Source organism: uncultured Devosia sp., from assembly GCF_964244875.1.
In the GTDB taxonomy this organism is placed as follows: domain Bacteria; phylum Pseudomonadota; class Alphaproteobacteria; order Rhizobiales; family Devosiaceae; genus Devosia.
Genome location: NZ_CAXTKA010000007.1, coordinates 1 through 17,033, shown reverse-complemented (window position 1 = coordinate 17,033; position 17,033 = coordinate 1). Strand labels below are relative to the sequence as shown.

Annotated in this window: 12 protein-coding genes; 7 read left to right on the top strand and 5 right to left on the bottom strand. The window is 62.8% G+C overall.

What is annotated here, in order from left to right:
* Positions 1 to 4: 4 nt before the first annotated feature.
* Positions 5 to 778, bottom strand: a complete 774-nt coding sequence (locus tag ACFE8X_RS09800) for an SDR family NAD(P)-dependent oxidoreductase (protein WP_375451283.1) — start codon at positions 776 to 778, stop codon at positions 5 to 7.
* A gap of 279 nt (positions 779 to 1,057) precedes the next feature.
* Here ACFE8X_RS09800 and ACFE8X_RS09795 point away from each other — a divergent pair, with 279 nt between their 5' ends.
* The gene (locus ACFE8X_RS09795) at positions 1,058 to 2,986 is read left to right on the top strand and encodes an autotransporter assembly complex family protein (protein ID WP_375451282.1); all 1,929 of its coding nucleotides are present in this window, start codon (positions 1,058 to 1,060) and stop codon (positions 2,984 to 2,986) included.
* The gene (locus ACFE8X_RS09790) at positions 2,983 to 7,326 is read left to right on the top strand and encodes a translocation/assembly module TamB domain-containing protein (RefSeq protein ID WP_375451281.1); all 4,344 of its coding nucleotides are present in this window, start codon (positions 2,983 to 2,985) and stop codon (positions 7,324 to 7,326) included. The genes ACFE8X_RS09795 and ACFE8X_RS09790 overlap by 4 nt, the downstream gene beginning before the upstream one ends.
* An 8-nt stretch (positions 7,327 to 7,334) precedes the next feature.
* Here the strand turns inward: ACFE8X_RS09790 and ACFE8X_RS09785 are convergent, their stop codons facing one another.
* The 4 genes from ACFE8X_RS09785 to ACFE8X_RS09770 all read right to left on the bottom strand — a co-directional run bounded on the left by ACFE8X_RS09785 (position 7,335) and on the right by ACFE8X_RS09770 (position 13,105).
* Entirely contained in the window at positions 7,335 to 9,176 is a 1,842-nt protein-coding gene (locus tag ACFE8X_RS09785) for an extracellular solute-binding protein (protein WP_375451280.1), read from the bottom strand.
* 103 nt (positions 9,177 to 9,279) lie between these two features.
* Positions 9,280 to 10,869, bottom strand: coding sequence for an ABC transporter ATP-binding protein (locus tag ACFE8X_RS09780; protein WP_375451279.1), 1,590 nt, complete (start codon positions 10,867 to 10,869; stop codon positions 9,280 to 9,282).
* Complete coding sequence (locus ACFE8X_RS09775) at positions 10,866 to 12,005, bottom strand: ABC transporter permease (protein ID WP_375451278.1); 1,140 nt, start codon at positions 12,003 to 12,005, stop codon at positions 10,866 to 10,868. Before ACFE8X_RS09775 ends, ACFE8X_RS09780 begins: the two co-directional genes overlap by 4 nt.
* Complete coding sequence (locus ACFE8X_RS09770; RefSeq protein WP_375451277.1) at positions 12,002 to 13,105, bottom strand: microcin C ABC transporter permease YejB; 1,104 nt, start codon at positions 13,103 to 13,105, stop codon at positions 12,002 to 12,004. The genes ACFE8X_RS09775 and ACFE8X_RS09770 overlap by 4 nt, the downstream gene beginning before the upstream one ends.
* A gap of 186 nt (positions 13,106 to 13,291) precedes the next feature.
* On the opposite strand from ACFE8X_RS09770, the gene ACFE8X_RS09765 reads away from it, so the two are divergent.
* From ACFE8X_RS09765 to ACFE8X_RS09745, 5 genes are all read left to right on the top strand, one after another.
* Positions 13,292 to 13,519 carry a hypothetical protein gene (locus tag ACFE8X_RS09765; RefSeq protein WP_375451276.1) on the top strand — a complete coding sequence of 76 codons (228 nt, stop codon included), beginning with the start codon at positions 13,292 to 13,294 and terminating at the stop codon, positions 13,517 to 13,519.
* Between the two features lie 200 nt (positions 13,520 to 13,719).
* Entirely contained in the window at positions 13,720 to 14,301 is a 582-nt protein-coding gene (locus tag ACFE8X_RS09760) for an AprI/Inh family metalloprotease inhibitor (protein ID WP_375451275.1), read from the top strand.
* 58 nt (positions 14,302 to 14,359) lie between these two features.
* Complete coding sequence (gene zapE, locus ACFE8X_RS09755) at positions 14,360 to 15,517, top strand: cell division protein ZapE (RefSeq protein WP_375451274.1); 1,158 nt, start codon at positions 14,360 to 14,362, stop codon at positions 15,515 to 15,517.
* A 138-nt stretch (positions 15,518 to 15,655) separates the two neighbouring features.
* Complete coding sequence (gene mdh / locus ACFE8X_RS09750) at positions 15,656 to 16,618, top strand: malate dehydrogenase (protein WP_375451273.1); 963 nt, start codon at positions 15,656 to 15,658, stop codon at positions 16,616 to 16,618.
* Positions 16,619 to 16,717: 99 nt separating this feature from the next.
* On the top strand, positions 16,718 to 17,033 hold a 316-nt coding region (locus ACFE8X_RS09745), incomplete at its 3' end, for an ATP-grasp domain-containing protein (protein WP_375451272.1).

Here is a 17,033-nt window from a genome sequence, read left to right as displayed (position 1 = left end):
GGCCTTACCCCTGGCGATGGATGGCGAAGGGGCCCCAGGCCTGGGTGGTGGCCATCAGTTCGAGCCGGTTGACATTGACATGGGCGGGCAGGGTGGTGGCCCAGAAGATCGCTTCGGCAATGTCGTCGGCGTTCATCGGCTTGGTGCCCGCATAGGGCTGGTTGGCCTTGGCGTCGTCGCCCTTGAAGCGCACCAGGGAGAATTCGGTTTCGGTCAGGCCGGGCTCGATATTGGTGACGCGCACATTCTTGCCCTGCAAGTCGGCGCGCAGGTTCAGCGCAAACTGTTTGACGAAGGCCTTGGTGGCGCCATAGACGCTGCCGCCCGGATAGGGATATTCGCCCGCCACCGAGCCCAGCGTCACGACATGGCCGCCCCCACGGGCGATCAGGCCCGGCAGCAGAGCGCGCACCGTGACCATCAGGCCACGCACATTGGTATCGACCATGGTTTCCCAATCATCAAGGCTGGCTTCAGCGGCGGGCTGCAGGCCCAAAGCCAGGCCGGCATTGGCCAAAACGATGTTGACCGCGTCGAACGGGTCGGGCAGGCCCGCAATGGCCGCCTCGAGGGCGGTCCGGTCGCGCACGTCCAGTTCCAGCACATGGCAGCGCTCGCCCAGTTCGGCCTTGAGCTCGGCCAGGCGATCGCCGCGGCGCCCGGTGGCGATGACGCGGGCTCCGGCCGCGCTGTAGCGGCGCGCGGCGGCAGCCCCGAAGCCGGAGGTGGCACCGGTGATGAACACGGTGAAGCCGGCAGGATCAAGCGTCTGGTACATGAAAAACCCGGAGCGATGTGGAAATCGGCGGCAAACTGGCCCCCGATGGCGCTGGCGTCAAGCGTGGCCTATCGGCAACGCCGGAGCGTCGGGGGGAAGTTTGTAGCCACCTGGGCTGGTCATTGCGGCGGGAGCGTCTTAAACTTGTCGTCGAGTTGAACGCTTTTCATCAGGGCTCGCGGCGTCAGCGCGGTCGGTACAAACAAATTTAACTGAATCTTTCGGCTCTTGGAGTCACCGTGTCGGTCTGCCCGTGGCAGGTCGGACGAAACGAGCGGGATGAGTACACTGAAGCTGACGCGGTTGGTATCGAGTTTAAGCGTGCTGAGTGTCGTGGCCCCGCTCCTGAGCATGGGTTTGGCGCAGCCTGTTGCTGCGTTTGACTTTTTCGGGCTCAAGCTCTTCGAAGATCAAAGCGAGGTCGACGCCGAGGCGGTGGTGGCCGATCCGCAGCCTTATACCATTGACGTTTCGGTCACCGAAACAGGCACTGCCGAGAACGCCGTGCGCAATGCCTCGTCGCTGGTGGCGGATGCCGATGAGCCGGCTTCGGGCGCGGCGGGCCTCCTGGCCAAAGCGCGCGGCGATTATCGGCGGATTCTGGCAGCGCTTTACAACGAAGGTTATTATGGCGGGGCGATCAGCATCCGCGTGGGCGGGGTAGAAGCCTCGGGGCTGGCGCCGGACGTCGACCTGCCCGACCCGGTATCGATCACGATCCTGGTGACGCCGGGCCCGCTGTTCCGGTTCAACCGCGTCCAGATCGTCAACCAGGCGCCGCCTACCGAAGATCCCGGTGATTATGTCGATCCGCCCTCCAAGGAGGGATATGGCGCCGGCGAGATCGCGCGCTCGAGCGTGGTGCTGAAGGCCGAGCAATTGGCGGTCGAGGCCTGGCGGCAACTGGGCTATGCCAAGGCCGAGGTGGTCAGCCGCGACGTGGTCGCCGATCATGGGCACTCAACCGTCGATGCGACGATTATCGTCAATCCGGGTGCCAGGGCAGCCTTCGGCGCGGTTACGGTCAGCGGCACCGAGCGCATGGACCCCGAATTCGTGCGCTGGCAGACCGGGCTTGCCGTCGGGCAGGAATACGATCCCGACGATGTGGAATTGGCGCAGAAGCGCCTGGACCGGCTGGAAGTCTTCCGGGCGGCGCGATTGGAAGCCGCGGACGGGATCGGGGCGGACGGACTATTGCCCTATGATCTGATCGTCCAGGAGCAGCCGGGGCGGCGCTTTGGCGTCGGCGCGACCTATTCGACCATCGATGGGCTGGGAATCGAGGGCTACCATCTGTGGCGCAATCTTTTCGGGCGGGCCGAACGCCTGCGGCTGGACGCCAAGGTCGCGGGGATCGGCTTTCCGATCGATACGGCCGAATTCGACTACCAGTTCGGCGGCACCTTCACCAAGCCGGGGATCTTCACGCCCGATACCGATCTGATCGCGGCCATTTCGGCCGAGCGGACGCTGTATCCCACCTATCAGGAAACCTCGGCCGAAGCGCGCCTGGGGCTCAATCATACGCTGACCGACCAGATCAGTTTCGAGGGTGGCGTCGCCTATGAGATCAGCGAGTTCGAGGACGATTTCGGCTTTCGTGATTTCTCGACGCTGGGGCTCTATGCCGGCGCGGTCTATGACGGGCGCGACGATCCCATCAATGCGACCAGCGGCTTTTATGCGGCGGCCAGGGTCGAGCCGTTCTATGAATTCAACTACGGCAATGTGGCCACCAGCCTGTCGGTGGAGGGGCGAACCTATTTCGGGTTCGGTGAGGACGACAATTTCGTTCTGGCGGGGCGGCTCAAGGCGGCGGCGCTGGTCGGGCCGGACCTGGCGGAAATTCCGCCCAATCGCCTGTTCTTTGCCGGCGGCGGCGGCTCGGTGCGCGGCTATGGCTTCAAGTCGATCGGGGTCGACGATGGCAATGGCAATGTCACCGGCGGGCGTTACCTGGTGGAAGGATCGCTGGAGGCCCGGGCCAAGGTGACCAAGGATATCGGGGTAGTCGGCTTTCTCGATGGCGGCTATGTCGCGGCCGACGAGTTTCCCGGCCTCGACGATCTGCAACTGGGTGCGGGTGTCGGGGTGCGGTATTTTACCGGCTTGGGGCCGCTGCGGCTGGATTTGGCCATTCCGCTCAACAAGCGGGTCGATGATTCGGATTACGCCCTTTACGTCGGTATAGGACAGGCCTTTTGATAGCACGCCTCACCTCGCTGCCGCGGCGGCTGTTGCTCCTTATTCTGGTGCTGGCCGGATTTGCCATCGCGGTGCCGGTGGCCATCGTCGCGCAAGACGTTTTGACCATGAGCGATGCCGAGCAAAAGGACTGGCTGACCAATTTTGTGCAGGATCGGCTGTCGACGCCGGAGCGGCAGATCAGGCTTTCCAACATCGATGGGGCGCTGGGCTCGGACGTCTCGATCCGCGAGATCACCATTTCGGATGCCGAAGGCGTCTGGCTGCGGGTCAACAATGCGCAACTGAACTGGAACCAGGCAGGGCTGTTCCTGGGTCGGCTGGAAGTGCGTTCGCTCAAGGCCGATTCGATAGAATACCTGCGCAATGCGGTTCCGGCCGAGGGCGTCGACCTGCCGCCGGTCGAGGCGGGAAGCCTGACGATCCCGGAATTTCCCGTGGCGGTCATTCTTGAGGAACTCTCGGTTCCCCAGGTCACGTTCGGGGAAAACGTCTTCGGGCTGGGCTCGCAGATTTCGCTGGCGGGAGCGCTGACGCTCGAAGGCGGCAATCTCACATCGACGCTCGATATCGTGCGGCTGGATGGGCCCGGCGGCACGCTCAACCTTGCTGTCGCCTATACCAAAGCCGACAATGCCATCGATCTGGGCGTGCAACTGGTCGAGCCGGAAAACGGCGTCATGGCCAACCTGCTCAATATCGAGGGCCGTCCGGCCGTGGAACTGAGCGTAGCGGGCAAGGGGCCGGTCGCCGATCTGCAAACCAGCCTGACGCTCAAGGCCAATGGGCAGACGGCGCTGGGTGGCGGCGCCAGCGTGGCGCAGACCGCCGAGGGCTTTGCCATCGCCGCCGACCTGCGCGGACCGGTGTCCGGCCTGATGGCCGAACAGTACCGGCCATTCTTCGGGGCCGAAACGGCACTGACGGCCAATGCCCTGGTGCGCTCTGCCGGCGGTATTTCCATCTCCGGGCTGAAACTCACCGGCGGACAATTATCCCTCGATGCAACGGCCGAGACGACGCCCGATAATTTCCTGCGCCAGTTGACGCTCAATGCAGTGGTCGGCGACGCGGCGGGAACCCCCGTACGCCTGCCGGTGCCGGGCAGCCCGATAACGGTCGGGAGCGCGCAGATCGCGGTCGACTTCGGGCGCGATAATTCGGAGAACTGGACCAGTACGCTGGTTATCAACGCTCTGGATACCGGCGATCTGGCGGCCCAAACGGTGGGGCTGACGCTGGGCGGCGTGGCCGCCAATCTGAGCGATCCGGCGACGCGCCGGCTGACTTTCAACGGCGACGGGACCATTAGCGGGATCGCAGGGAGCGAGGCGGTCGAGGCCGCCTTGGGCGACAGTATCGGGCTCGGCATTGCGGGGCTCTGGAATGCGGGCGAGCCAGTGCAACTCGCCCAGTTCCGCCTGGCGGGCAAGGCGTTGACTGCTGGTCTGACCGGCGTCCTCGACGGGCCCCAGTTCAAGGGCGACATTGCCATCGATACCTCGAGCATCGCGCCGTTTTCGGGCCTTGCGGGGCGCCAATTGGATGGCGCGCTAAGCTTGCAGGCCAATGGCAGCTTCAGCCCGGTCAACGGCGGGTTCGATCTGACCCTGGATGGCACCGGCACCAATCTCGGCCTCGATGATACAGTCGCAGACGGCATCCTGGAGGGCGTGGTGGCGCTGTCGGGCCGGGTCGCGCGCACCGAAGCGGGCCTGTTGGCGGACAATTTCAAGCTGGGCAATAACCAGGTGCAACTGGCGGCCGACGGCACCTATGCCAGTGCCATGGCTGATTTCACGTTCAATCTCGATCTGGCCGACCTGGCGCTGTTGAGCGATCAGGCGCAAGGCGCGGTCAAGGTGGTGGGCACCGCCAAAGGCCAGGACGGGGTGCTCGACCTGAACCTGGATGCACGGCTTGCGGCGGGACAGTTGGCCGGACGCGATTTCCGGCAGGGCGCGATTCAATTTGCCGGGCGGTCCGACCGCAATGGCCTGACCGGCGACATCTCGGGCGATGGCATGCTGGACGGGTTCAAAACCAGCCTGGCTGCCGCGATCGCGCTCGACAGCGTCAATCAGGCCCTGTCGGGGCTGGATTTCCAGGCGGCCGGAACGCGCATCAGCGGCGATCTGAGCCGGAGCCTTGAGACCGGGCTGTTAACCGGCGGGCTGGCGATGCAATCGCCCGACGTTTCGGTGCCGGCGGCGCTGGCGCTGCTGGATGCCGAGGGCGAGGTCGATGCCGAATTGCGGCTGGCGCCACAGCAAGAAAAGCAGGCGGCCACGGTGGTCGGGACCGTCAAGGGCTTGTCGGTCAACGACATCCGGGTGGGAAGCGCTGAAATTCGCGCCGATGTCACCGACCTGTTCGGGGTCCCGGCGATCAATGGCACGCTCAACGGCGCCGATATCGCGGCCGCCGGTGTCGATGTCACGACGCTGGCGGCAAAGGCCAGCCAGTCGGGCGATACGACTGCGTTCGACGCACAGGCGCGCCTGGCGACAGGCACCGATATCGACGTCGCCGGCTCGCTGACGCCGATCGCCGAGGGCTATCGCCTAGCGCTGGATCGGGCTGCCCTGCAACAGGGCGACCTGTCGGCACGGCTGGCGCAGCCCAGCGTGCTGACCGTGGCCGGCTCGCGCGTGGCGCTCGATGCAGTGCGGTTCGACGTGGGTTCTGGCAGCATTACCGCCAGCGGCTCGGCCGGCGATGCGCTCGACATCGTGCTCGACATCAGCGCCCTGCCGCTCTCGATTGCCAATGCCGTCGCGCCCGATCTAGGCCTTGCGGGCACGCTGGACGGACGGGCGACGATCAGCGGCACCAGTAGCGATCCTCGCGTGGCGTTCGAAGCGCGGGGATCGGGCATCAATGCGGCGGCGATCAGGGATTTCGGCATCGCGCCGCTGACGCTGAGCACAAGCGGCAGCTATGCGGGACAGACCGTCTCCCTCGCGAGCATCTCGGCGAATGGCGCCGGTGGTTTGACGGTTTCGGGCTCGGGTAGCGTCCCGCTGGGTGGAAATGGCCTTGATGTGACGCTCAAGGGTAACGCGCCGTTAGCATTAGCCAGCCGTTTCGTCGCGGATCGCGGTGCGCAGTTGAGCGGATCGGTGAGCCTGGATGCGCAGGTTTCGGGAAGCATCGCGGCCCCCAAGTTCAGCGGACGGGTGTCGACCAGCAATGCCGGCTACATCGATCCGGAACTCAATTTGCGACTGCAGGGCATCAACGGCACGGCCAGCCTGAATGGTGATCGCGTGGTGATCGACAGCCTGACGGCGGGGCTGGCAACCGGCGGTTCGGTTGCGGCCTCCGGCTCGGTGGGGCTGAGCGGCGGATTTCCCGCCGACATAAATCTGGCTTTGAATTCAGCACGTTATGCCGATGGCAACTTGTTCGTCGCCACGGTCCAGGGCAATCTGACGCTGACCGGGAACCTCACCGGCAACCCCCTGTTGAGCGGCGATGTGCTGGTGGAAAAGGCCGATATTACCGTGCCCGAAAGCCTGGGCGGCGGAGCGGCGATGATTGACGTGCGCCATATCGATGCACCCCCCCAGGTCGATGCCACCCTGGCCCGAGCGCGCGTCGATGCCGCCGGCGCCCCCGTGCCGCAGTCGCGCCCGGGCGGGCTGCTGCTCGACATCAACGTCAACGCACCCAACCAGATTTTCATCCGCGGCCGCGGCCTCGACGCCGAAGTGGGCGGCTCGGTGCGGCTGACCGGGCCGATCGGGGATATCCAGCCGGTGGGCGGGTTTCAACTCAATCGCGGCCGGCTGGCGATTCTGGGCCAGCGGGTGACCTTCGAGAGCGGCTCGGTAACGCTGGTGGGCGATCTTGACCCCATGCTGAACCTGGTTGCGCGCACGGAAGGAGACGACATTACGGTGTTCGTGACGGTCTCCGGGCGGGTGTCCGATATCAACGTGAGCTTTACCTCAAGCCCGGTGCTGCCGCAGGACGAGGTGTTGAGCCGGCTGATCTTCAAACGGGGGATTGGCGAATTGTCGCCGCTGCAACTGGCCAAACTGGCGGCGGCAGCGGCTGAACTCGTGGGTGGCAGCTCCAACGGGTCGCTGCTCGACAGCCTGCGCGGCGCGGCGGGGCTGGATGATCTGGACGTGGTGACCGACGACCAGGGCAATGTCGCGGTGCAGGCCGGAACCTACATTCAGGACAATGTGTATCTGGGCGTGCAGGCCGGCGCCAGCGGGCAGAGTAAGGTGACGATCAACCTTGACGTCACCGACGATCTCAAAGTCACAGGGGCCGCCGGGGCGAACGGGGACTCCAGCCTCGGCGTATTCTACGAGACCGACTACTAAGGCCGCTATCAGCCGCCGAGCTTTGCCGCCTTGGCCGCGTCGTACCACCAGGCATTGGGAAAGCCAATGCCGAATTCGGGCAGCACTTCGGGGTGGCTAAAACGATCCCAGCGGGCGACACGCGCGGAGAGCATGGTGTAGCTGGGCACCACATAGGCGTTGGCGAGCAGAACCCGGTCCAAGGCTTTGGTAGCGGCCTCCAGCGTATCGCGATCGGCGGCAAAAATCACCTTGTCGATCAAGGCGTCGATGCCGGGATCGGCAATGCCGGCATAGTTGCGCGAGCCTTCGTCATCCGCCGAGGCAGAGCCCCAGAAGTAGCGCTGCTCGTTCCCCGGCGAGAAGGATTCCGGCCAGGCTTCATAGATCATGTCGTAGTCGAAGCTGCGCACCCGGTTAATATATTGCGGGCCGTCGACGATGCGGATGGTGGCGGCAATGCCGATCTGGGCAAGATTGGTGGTCAGGTTGCTGGCGACGGGTTCTATGGTGGGGCTATCGAGCAGGATTTCAAAACTCAACTGCGTGCCATTGGCATCGACCAGCCGGTTTCCATCAAGCGTATAGCCGGCTTCGCTCAACACGCCCAGGGCGGTGCGCAGGTTGGCGCGGAGCTTTTGCGGATCGCCGCTGACCGGATTGGCATAGGATTCGGTGAACACGCTGGCCGGGATCTGGTCCTTCACCGAATTGAGGATGTCCAATTCTTTGCCCTCGGGCAGGCCCGACGAGCGGAACGGCAGGCCAAAGAAATAGCTGTCGATGCGTTGGTATTGGCCAAAGAACAGGGTCTTGTTCAACTCCTCGAAATCGAAAGCGTAGTTGAGGGCCTTGCGAACGCGGATGTCCTGGAACTTGGGCTCGCGCAGATTAGGCGTGAAGGCCCACATGATGCCCGAGCCGTTGTAAGGCTGGGGGAAAAGTTCCTTGATGACGCGGCCGTCCCTGGCTGCGGGAAAGTCGTAGCCGGTAGCCCAGCGGCGGGCTGCTGGCTCGATCCACCAGTCGAACTGGTCACCCTTGAAGGCCTCGAACTGCACGGTTTGGTCGAGAAAATACTCAATGCGATACTCATCGAAATTGTTCTGCCCGATTTGGGTGGGGTGGTCCTTGCCCCAGTAATTTTCGGAGCGCTTGTAGACGATGGTCTTGCCGGCTTCGAACGAGGCGAGCTCGTAGGGGCCGGAGCCCAATGGCGGCTCAAGCGTCGACGCTCCAATATTGCGCTTGTTGCCCTTGGCGTCGGTGCCTTCCCACCAGTGCCGCGGCAGGATTTGCAGCTGGCCCAAAATCTTGGGCAGTTCGCGATTGCCGGTCTGATCGAAGGTAAAGGTGACCTCGCCGGGAGCGGTTTCGGCCACCTGGGTGACGTTGGCATAGTATTGGGCGATGAGCGGATTGAGCTCTTTTGCGGTCGTGAACGACCAGATGACGTCATCGATCGTGACCGGCTCGCCGTCATGCCATTTGGCGGCGGGGTTCATGCGAAAGGTGACGGACGAATAGTCGGCGGGGAATTGCATTGCCTCGGCCAGCAGACCATAATCGGTCAGGACCTCGTCCTCCGACGGGGTCATCAGGGTTTCGTAGAGCAGTCCCAGGCCGCCGGCAGCTTCGCCCTTGGGCAGGATGGGATTGAAGGTATCGAACCCGCCCAGCGTACCCATGCGCACAACACCGCCCTTGGGCGCATCGACATTGACGTAGTCGAAATGGGCAAAGCCCTCGGGATATTTCGGCGCGCCAATGGCCGAGCTGGCATGCAGCCAGGCGTCGGGCTTGTCTTCCTGGGCCAGAGCGGGCAGGACGAGCAGCATGAGGGCGGCGGCGGCGAGGGCTGCAAGTTTCATGGGGCGCTCCCGGGCGGGTCGTACTTCAAGGACGCTAGTTTAGGAGGAATGAAGGGGATGTATAGGGAGATCAAGAAAGTTTGGGCGGCCAGGCGGCCAGGCGCTAGATCACGGTACTGTTGAAGGCCGCGGCCATCAGGGCCTTGGTGTAGTCCTCGCGCGGGGCCGCGAAGATGGCGGCGGCCGGGCCCTGTTCGACGACGCGGCCATCGCGCATGACGATCAGCATATTGGCGAGTGCGCGAATGACCTTGAGATCATGGGAAATGAACATGTAGGTCAGGCCGTGCCGCTGCTGCAACTCGCGCAGTAAATCGACGACCTGGGCCTGGATGGAAACATCGAGCGCCGAGGTCGGCTCATCCAGCACGACGAACTTCGGCTCCAGCACCATGGCACGCGCAATGGCAATGCGCTGGCGTTGTCCACCGGAGAATTCATGGGGGTAGCGAAAGCGGGTCTCGGGCGCCAGGCCGACTTCCTGCAGTGCCTTGACGACGCGCGCGTCACGGTCGGCCTTGCTGATCTGGGGGGCATGGACCTCGAGGCCCTCACCGATGATGCCGGCCACCGACAGGCGAGGGCTGAGCGAACCAAAGGGGTCCTGAAAGACGATCTGCAGATCGGCACGGAGCGGGCGCATGGCACGCCACGAGCGCTGCTGAAGCTCGTTGCCGAGAACGACGATGCGTCCTTGCGAGGAAATGAGCCGGAGCAGAGCATAACCGAGGGTTGATTTGCCCGAGCCGCTTTCGCCGACCACGCCGAGCGTTTCGCCCCGCCGGATGACGATATCGACGCCGTCGACCGCCTTGATGTGGCCGACGGTGCGCCGCAGCAGGCCGGCCTTGAGCGGAAACCAGACGCGCATGCCGGTGGCCTCGACCACGACAGGCGCTGCCGGGTCGGCTTGCGGCGGTTTCCCCTTGGGTTCGGCCGCCAGCAAATGCCGGGTATAGGCATGCTGGGGGTGGTCGAACACCTGGGCAACGGGACCCGCTTCGACGATTTCGCCCTTGGTCATGACACAGACCCGATCGGCAATGCGGCGCACGATGCCCAGGTCATGGGTGATGAACAACATCGCCATGCCAAGGCGCTGCTGCAGGTCTTTGAGCAATGTCAGGATTTGTGCCTGGACGGTAACATCCAGAGCGGTCGTGGGTTCGTCGGCAACCAGCAGATCCGGCTCATTGGCCAAGGCCATGGCGATCATGACGCGCTGGCGCTGCCCGCCCGAAAGCTGGTGCGGAAACGCGGTCAGGCGGCTGGCAGGATCGGGGATGCCGACCTGCTCGAGCAATCGGATGGTTTGGGCGCGAGCCGCGTTGGTCCGCATACCCTTGTGGATGGCAAGAACCTCGCCGATCTGCCGGCCGATGGTATGGACCGGATTGAGCGAGGTCATCGGCTCCTGGAAGATCATCGATATATCGTTGCCGCGCACGGCGCGCAGCTCGGCAGGACTGACGGCAAGCAGGTCTTGGCGCTTGAAGTTGATTTGACCCGAAAGCGTCGCCGTTGCCGGCAAAAGCTTGAGGATGGACAGGGCGGTGACCGACTTGCCCGAACCGCTTTCGCCCACTATCGCAACGGTTTCGCCGGGGGCTATATCGAAGGACACTGACTTTGCCACGGCATTGCCTGCGAAGCTGACGGTCAAGTCGCGAACGGAGAGGAGAGGAGCGGTCATACGGGTGTCTTGCGCGGATCGAACGCGTCCCGTACGCCTTCGCCGATAAAGACCAGGAGGGTCATCATGATGGCGATGGTGAAAAAGCCAGTAAGGCCGAGCCAGGGGGCTTGAAGGTTGTTCTTGCCCTGGGCGAGCAACTCGCCGAGCGAGGGGGAGCCGACGGGCAGGCCGAAACCGAGGAAGTCGAGCGAGGTAAGCGTTGCGACCGAGCCGGACAGAATGAAGGGTATGAAGGTCAGCGTGGCCACCATGGCGTTGGGCAGCAGATGGCGCCACATGATGGTCAGGTTGGAAACGCCCAGTGCACGGGCAGCGGTAATATACTCGAAATTGCGGCCGCGCAGGAACTCGGCCCGCACGATGCCGACGAGCGAGACCCAGGAAAACAGCAGCAGGATGCCGAGCAAGACCCAGAAGCTGGGGGCAATGACGCTGGAGATAATCAGCAGCAGGTAGAGTGCCGGGATCGATGTCCAGATTTCGATGAAACGCTGGAACAGCAGGTCGGTCCAGCCGCCGAAATAGCCCTGCACCGCCCCCGCCGCCACGCCGATAGCGGAGCTGAAAATCGTCAGGACCAGGCCGAACAGGATGGAAATGCGAAAGCCATAGATCAAGCGCGCCAAGACGTCCCGGCTGCGGTCGTCGGTGCCGAGCCAATGATAATTGCCCCAATTGCAGTCCGGATCGTCGGCAAGCAGGGGATAGCCCGCGCAAAGCTCGTCGCGGCTCATCAGCCAGCTGGGCGCTACAGCACCGGAATGGGGCGTGGCGCCATCGACGGTGTTGTAGCTGAACCGGACCAGCGGCCAGACCGCCCAGCCGTTGGCGGCAATTTCCCCGGCAATGAATTCGTCGCGATAGTTGGTGATGGCGAGAAAGCCGCCGAACTTGGACTCGGGATAATCCACGAAAGCGGGGAGCAGCAGCTCGCCCTTGTAGCTGACGAGGATGGGCCGGTCGTTGGCGAGAAGCTCGGCGCCCAGGGTAACCACGAAGAGCACAAGGAAGATCCACCACGACCAATGGCCGCGCCGGTTGGCCCGGAAGATGGACAGGCGTCGCCGGTTCATCGGGGACAGCCAATCGGCAGGTGGCAGGGCCGTGGCGGCTTGCGTTGCGATCTCGCTCATACCTGCCGGCTTTCGAAATCTATGCGCGGATCGACCCACATATAGGCCAAGTCGGAAATCAGGGAGATGACCAGGCCGAGCAGGGAGAAGATATAGAGCGTGGCAAAAACCACCGGGTAATCGCGGCTGGATACGGCCTCGAAACCGAGCAGGCCCAGGCCATCGAGCGAGAAGATGGTTTCGATCAGCAGCGAGCCGCCGAAGAATGCGCCGACGAAGGCGGCTGGAAAGCTGGCGATGATTAGCATCATGGCATTGCGAAAGACGTGGCGATACAGCACTTGATGCTCAGTCAGGCCTTTGGCGCGCGCTGTGGTGACGTATTGTTTGCCGATTTCGTCTAGAAACGAATTCTTGGTGAGCAGGGTCGTGGTGGCGAAAGCCCCGAGCGCCATGGCGACGATGGGTAATACCAGGTGCCAGGCATAATCGAGCACTTGGCGATACCAGGGAAAGCTCTCGAAACCCGCGGAGGTAAGCCCACGCAGTGGAAAGAGGGACCAAAAGCTGCCGCCGGCGAACAGCACGATCAGCGCGATGGCGATCAGGAACCCGGGAATCGCATAGCCCACGACGATGATGGTCGAGGTCCACACATCGAAGCGCGAGCCTTCGGCGATGGCCTTGCGGATGCCGAGCGGAATGGAAATGCCATAGGAGATCAGCGTCATCCAGAGGCCCAGCGAAATAGAGACCGGCATCTTCTCCTTGACCAGATCGATGACGGAGATGTCGCGATAATAGCTGTCGCCAAAATCGAAGCGGGCGTAGTTCCACAGCATCATGCCAAAGCGTTCGAGCGGGGGTTTGTCGAAGCCGAACTGCTTTTCGATACGAGCGACCAATTCCGGGGAAAGGCCGCGCGAGCCGCGATAGACCGAGCCGTTATTGCTGTTCTGCGGGGCCTGCTGGCCGCTGAAATCGCCGCTGTCGCTGCCGGTCACGCGCTCGGTCAGGGAGGCATCGGCGCCGGTCATGTTGGCAATCGCCTGTTCGACCGGGCCGCCTGGCGCGAACTGCACCACCAGAAATGAAATGGCCATGATGCCGAACACCGTCGGAATCATCAGCAGCAGGCGGCGGAGAATATAGGCGCCCATTCCAGCTCCACAACAGAGGCCGTGAGGTAAGCCGCGGCTTTACGGCTCGGCAAATCACCATGCGGTGAAACCACCTGCTGGCGGAATGCAACACTTCGGCACACCGAATGCAAGGCAGGCGCTGGTTGTGGGTTGCTCCGGCAGGCAAGGACAATCAGGATTGACGACAGTAACCGGAGACAGTCAATGAGCTTTGAAGTCATCGCCGAGGTCGAGGATTCATCGATGGCGCGGGTGCTGATAGTGGCGCTGAAAGCACATGGATTTCATCCACTTGAAAGCGGAGAAGGGGGCCTGCCGGGACTGCCTGGCATGTTCGGGCCGCGTGGCGTGCCAGTGCAGGTTCCCGAAAGGGAAGCGCGCGACGCTCGAATACTGGCGCAGGATTTGTTGCGCGAAATGCTGTCGCCTTGATCCGTTCGGTGCCGTTGGCCCCTAAAATCGCCATAATGGCAGGCCTGGAACTGATAGGCGGTTCGGCGGTTGAACATATAACGGGGTTTGGCTATAAGCCGGCCAAATATTAACTTTATTACGCCCTAAAGGGCAGGAGCAAGCCGATGAAGGTTTGGGTGCGCGGATCGTTATCTGCCGTTGGTTTTGCCGCAATGGGGATGAGCATTGTAGGATGCGCGTCGTCCTCCAACACTGCCAATCTCAACACTATTCAAGCCCCATCGACATTGCGGCCGGTGGCGAGTTCAACGGTAGCGCAAGGCACCTTGCCGGCGATCGGCACGACCGGAGCGCCGGCTCCCGGGCTATCCGGCCAGCCCGTGCTTGGCGGTGTGCAGGCGCAGCCAATGGGTGGGTACAACACGGTTCCTGCCGGAAGCACCGGCCTGCCGCCGATCGGCTCCAGCGTGCAGACGGCCAATCTCAATGGCGGCATGGCACCCATGGCCCAGCCGGGCACGGTGACGGGTGGACCCGAAGGTGTATGGACCGTATTGGCTGGAACCAGCCAGTGCAGGCTCAACCTGCCGCTGACCGTCAAGGAAGGCACCAGCCGGTACCGCGCATCAGCGCCGGGTTGCGCCTTGCCGGGCCTTGCCACCGTGGCGTCTTGGCAGCAGGTCGGCAACCAGGTGCAGATTTTCGACGAAAACAACACTATGGTTGCGGCAGTTGCGCAGAGTGGTGGCCGCTATATCGGCACGCTCGCCGGCGGCCAGGGTATTTCCATGCAGCGCTGACGTTTGCCAGATTCGGCGCCTGAGCTAAGGCAACAATTCCGAATTGGCGCTGGCATTCGTGAGCACCACAACACCTTCCCCAAAGACTGACGGGCCCGTCAGCGCGGCTTACACGGCGCTAGTGGCACGCGGAGTGCTCACTGGTGATCCGGCGCAGCAGGCTGCGGCGCGTTTGCTGGATGGGGTGGCGTCGGGGCTGGAAGGCGGCCAGCATTCCGGATTTCTGGCTCGGCTGATCGAGCGGCCGGAGCCCATCCGGGGTCTTTATCTGTTTGGCGAGGTCGGGCGCGGCAAGACCATGCTGATGGACCTGTTTTTTGCCAATGTGGCGATCAAGCAGAAGCTGCGGGTGCATTTCCACGAATTCATGGATGAGATCCACGCCGGCATCGCAGCGTTTCGCAAACGGGCGAAGGCCAAGGGCGACGATAGCGATCCCGTGGAAGCGGTGGTCAAGCCGATCGTCAAATCCGGATTGGTGCTGTTGTGCCTCGACGAATTTCACGTGCACGACATTACCAACGCGATGTTGCTGTACCGCCTGTTCGACCGGCTGTTCGCGGCGGGCGTGACGCTGGTGGCGACGAGCAATGTGGCGCCGGATGGTCTTTATAAGGATGGGCTCAATCGTGAACTGTTCGTGCCGTTTATCAAGCTGCTGAAAGAGCGCACGCTGGTGGCGGCGCTGCCGGCGGCACAAGATTTTCGGCGGCTCAAGTTTGCCGGGCAGGACGTGTATTTTGTCGGGACCGGCGCTGCGGCGCGCGACGCAATGGACCGACTATGGCTGCGGATTACGGGGGGCGAGCCGGGGGCGCCCACAAGTTTTGAGAGTACGGGACGACAGATCGCGGTGCCATTGACGGCACTGGGAGCAGCGCGGTTCGGCTTTGGCGATCTGTGCGAAAAGCCCTTGGGATCGCGCGATTTCGTACGGCTGAGTCATCAATTCGATTCGATCATCATCGACGACGTGCCGCAAATGGATCGCACGCGCAGCGATGCGGCCAAGCGGTTCATCCTTTTGATCGATACGCTTTACGACCGGGGGGTAAAGCTGGGCGCAAGCTTTGCGGTACCGCTCGAGCAGTTGGCGAGCGACGACAAGACGGCGTTCGAGTTTCGGCGCACTCTGTCGCGGCTGATCGAAATGCAGTCGGAGGATTATCTTGCACAGGGGTTGCGGGCGACAGGTTCTGGCGAGGTCAGCGCGTAACGGTCTCATGCCTATCGGACACCGGCCCATCGCGCACCGGCATGACCCAATGGCGCTTTAAGACGAAGGGTTCACTTGCCCCTCCGAACCGGTAGGGTTAAGACGTGCGCCAAATCAACGCAGTCGGGGATGAGGCTTATGGCGCGCAAGAAGATCGCTCTTATCGGTTCGGGGCAGATCGGTGGAACTCTGGCCCATCTGGCGGCCCTGAAAGATCTCGGCGACATCGTGCTGTTCGATATCGTTGACGGCGTGCCGCAGGGCAAGGCGCTGGATATTTCCCAGTCGGCGCCGGTCGAAGGCTATGATGCCAAAATTACCGGCACGTCCAAATACGAAGACCTCAAGGGCGCCGATGTCGTGATCGTGACCGCGGGCGTGCCGCGCAAGCCCGGAATGAGCCGCGACGATCTGCTGGAAATCAACCTCAAGGTTATGGAGCAGGTGGGTGCAGGCATCGCCAAATACGCGCCCAAGGCATTCGTGATCTGCATCACCAACCCACTCGATGCCATGGTGTGGGCGCTGCAGAAGTTTTCAGGCCTGCCGACCAGCCAGGTCATCGGCATGGCGGGGGTGCTGGATAGCTCGCGGTTCGTGCATTTCATCGCCGACGAACTCAAGGTGTCGGTAGAAGATATCAATGCCTTCGTGCTGGGTGGGCATGGCGACACCATGGTGCCGCTGCCACGTTATTCGACCGTAGCGGGCATTCCCCTGACCGACATCGTCAAAATGGGCTGGATGAGCAAGGACAAGCTCGACGCGATCATCCAGCGTACGCGCGACGGCGGCGCTGAAATCGTCGGCCTGCTCAAGACCGGCTCGGCCTTTTATGCCCCGGCCACCTCGGCGATCGCGATGGCTGAAAGTTATCTCAAGGACAAGAAGCGGGTCTTGCCAGCGGCTGCCTATCTGAACGGCGAGTATGGCGTCAAAGGTACCTATGTCGGTGTTCCGGTGGTGATCGGGGCTGGCGGGGCCGAAAAGGTCATTGAAATTTCACTGAATTCTGCTGAACAGAAGGCATTCGACAAGTCCGTCGCGGCAGTCGAAGGGCTGATCGAGGCTTGCAAAGTCATTGCGCCGAAACTGAAATAAGCTGGGCTGGAACAAAGGCCTTCACCTCGACGGGAGGGGGCGCAGGGCAAATGTCGGTGCGCATACTCGCTGGAATTGACCCACCAAGGGGATTAGACAATGAATATCCATGAACACCAGGCTAAAGAGCTGCTGAAGTCATATGGCGCGCCGGTGGCAGAAGGCGTGGCGATTTTTTCCGCCGATGAAGCTGCAGCGGCGGCCAGGTCGCTGCCGGGACCGCTTTACGTGGTCAAGAGCCAGATTCATGCCGGTGGGCGGGGCAAGGGCAAGTTCAAGGAACTGGGGCCGGACGCCAAGGGCGGAGTGCGGCTGGCCAAGACGGTCGACGACGTCGTCGCCTTTTCCAAAGAGATGCTGGGCAACACGCTGGTGACCAAACAGACCGGCCCGGCCGGCAAGCAGGTCAACCGCC

Coding starts and splice junctions, on each gene's coding strand:
- ACFE8X_RS09800 (WP_375451283.1), bottom strand. CDS start 778: ATGTACCAGACGCTTGATCCTGCCGGCTTCACCGTGTTCATCACCGGT.
- ACFE8X_RS09795 (WP_375451282.1), top strand. CDS start 1,058: ATGAGTACACTGAAGCTGACGCGGTTGGTATCGAGTTTAAGCGTGCTG.
- ACFE8X_RS09785 (WP_375451280.1), bottom strand. CDS start 9,176: ATGAAACTTGCAGCCCTCGCCGCCGCCGCCCTCATGCTGCTCGTCCTG.
- ACFE8X_RS09780 (WP_375451279.1), bottom strand. CDS start 10,869: ATGACCGCTCCTCTCCTCTCCGTTCGCGACTTGACCGTCAGCTTCGCA.
- ACFE8X_RS09775 (WP_375451278.1), bottom strand. CDS start 12,005: ATGAGCGAGATCGCAACGCAAGCCGCCACGGCCCTGCCACCTGCCGAT.
- ACFE8X_RS09770 (WP_375451277.1), bottom strand. CDS start 13,105: ATGGGCGCCTATATTCTCCGCCGCCTGCTGCTGATGATTCCGACGGTG.
- ACFE8X_RS09765 (WP_375451276.1), top strand. CDS start 13,292: ATGAGCTTTGAAGTCATCGCCGAGGTCGAGGATTCATCGATGGCGCGG.
- ACFE8X_RS09760 (WP_375451275.1), top strand. CDS start 13,720: ATGAGCATTGTAGGATGCGCGTCGTCCTCCAACACTGCCAATCTCAAC.
- mdh (WP_375451273.1), top strand. CDS start 15,656: ATGGCGCGCAAGAAGATCGCTCTTATCGGTTCGGGGCAGATCGGTGGA.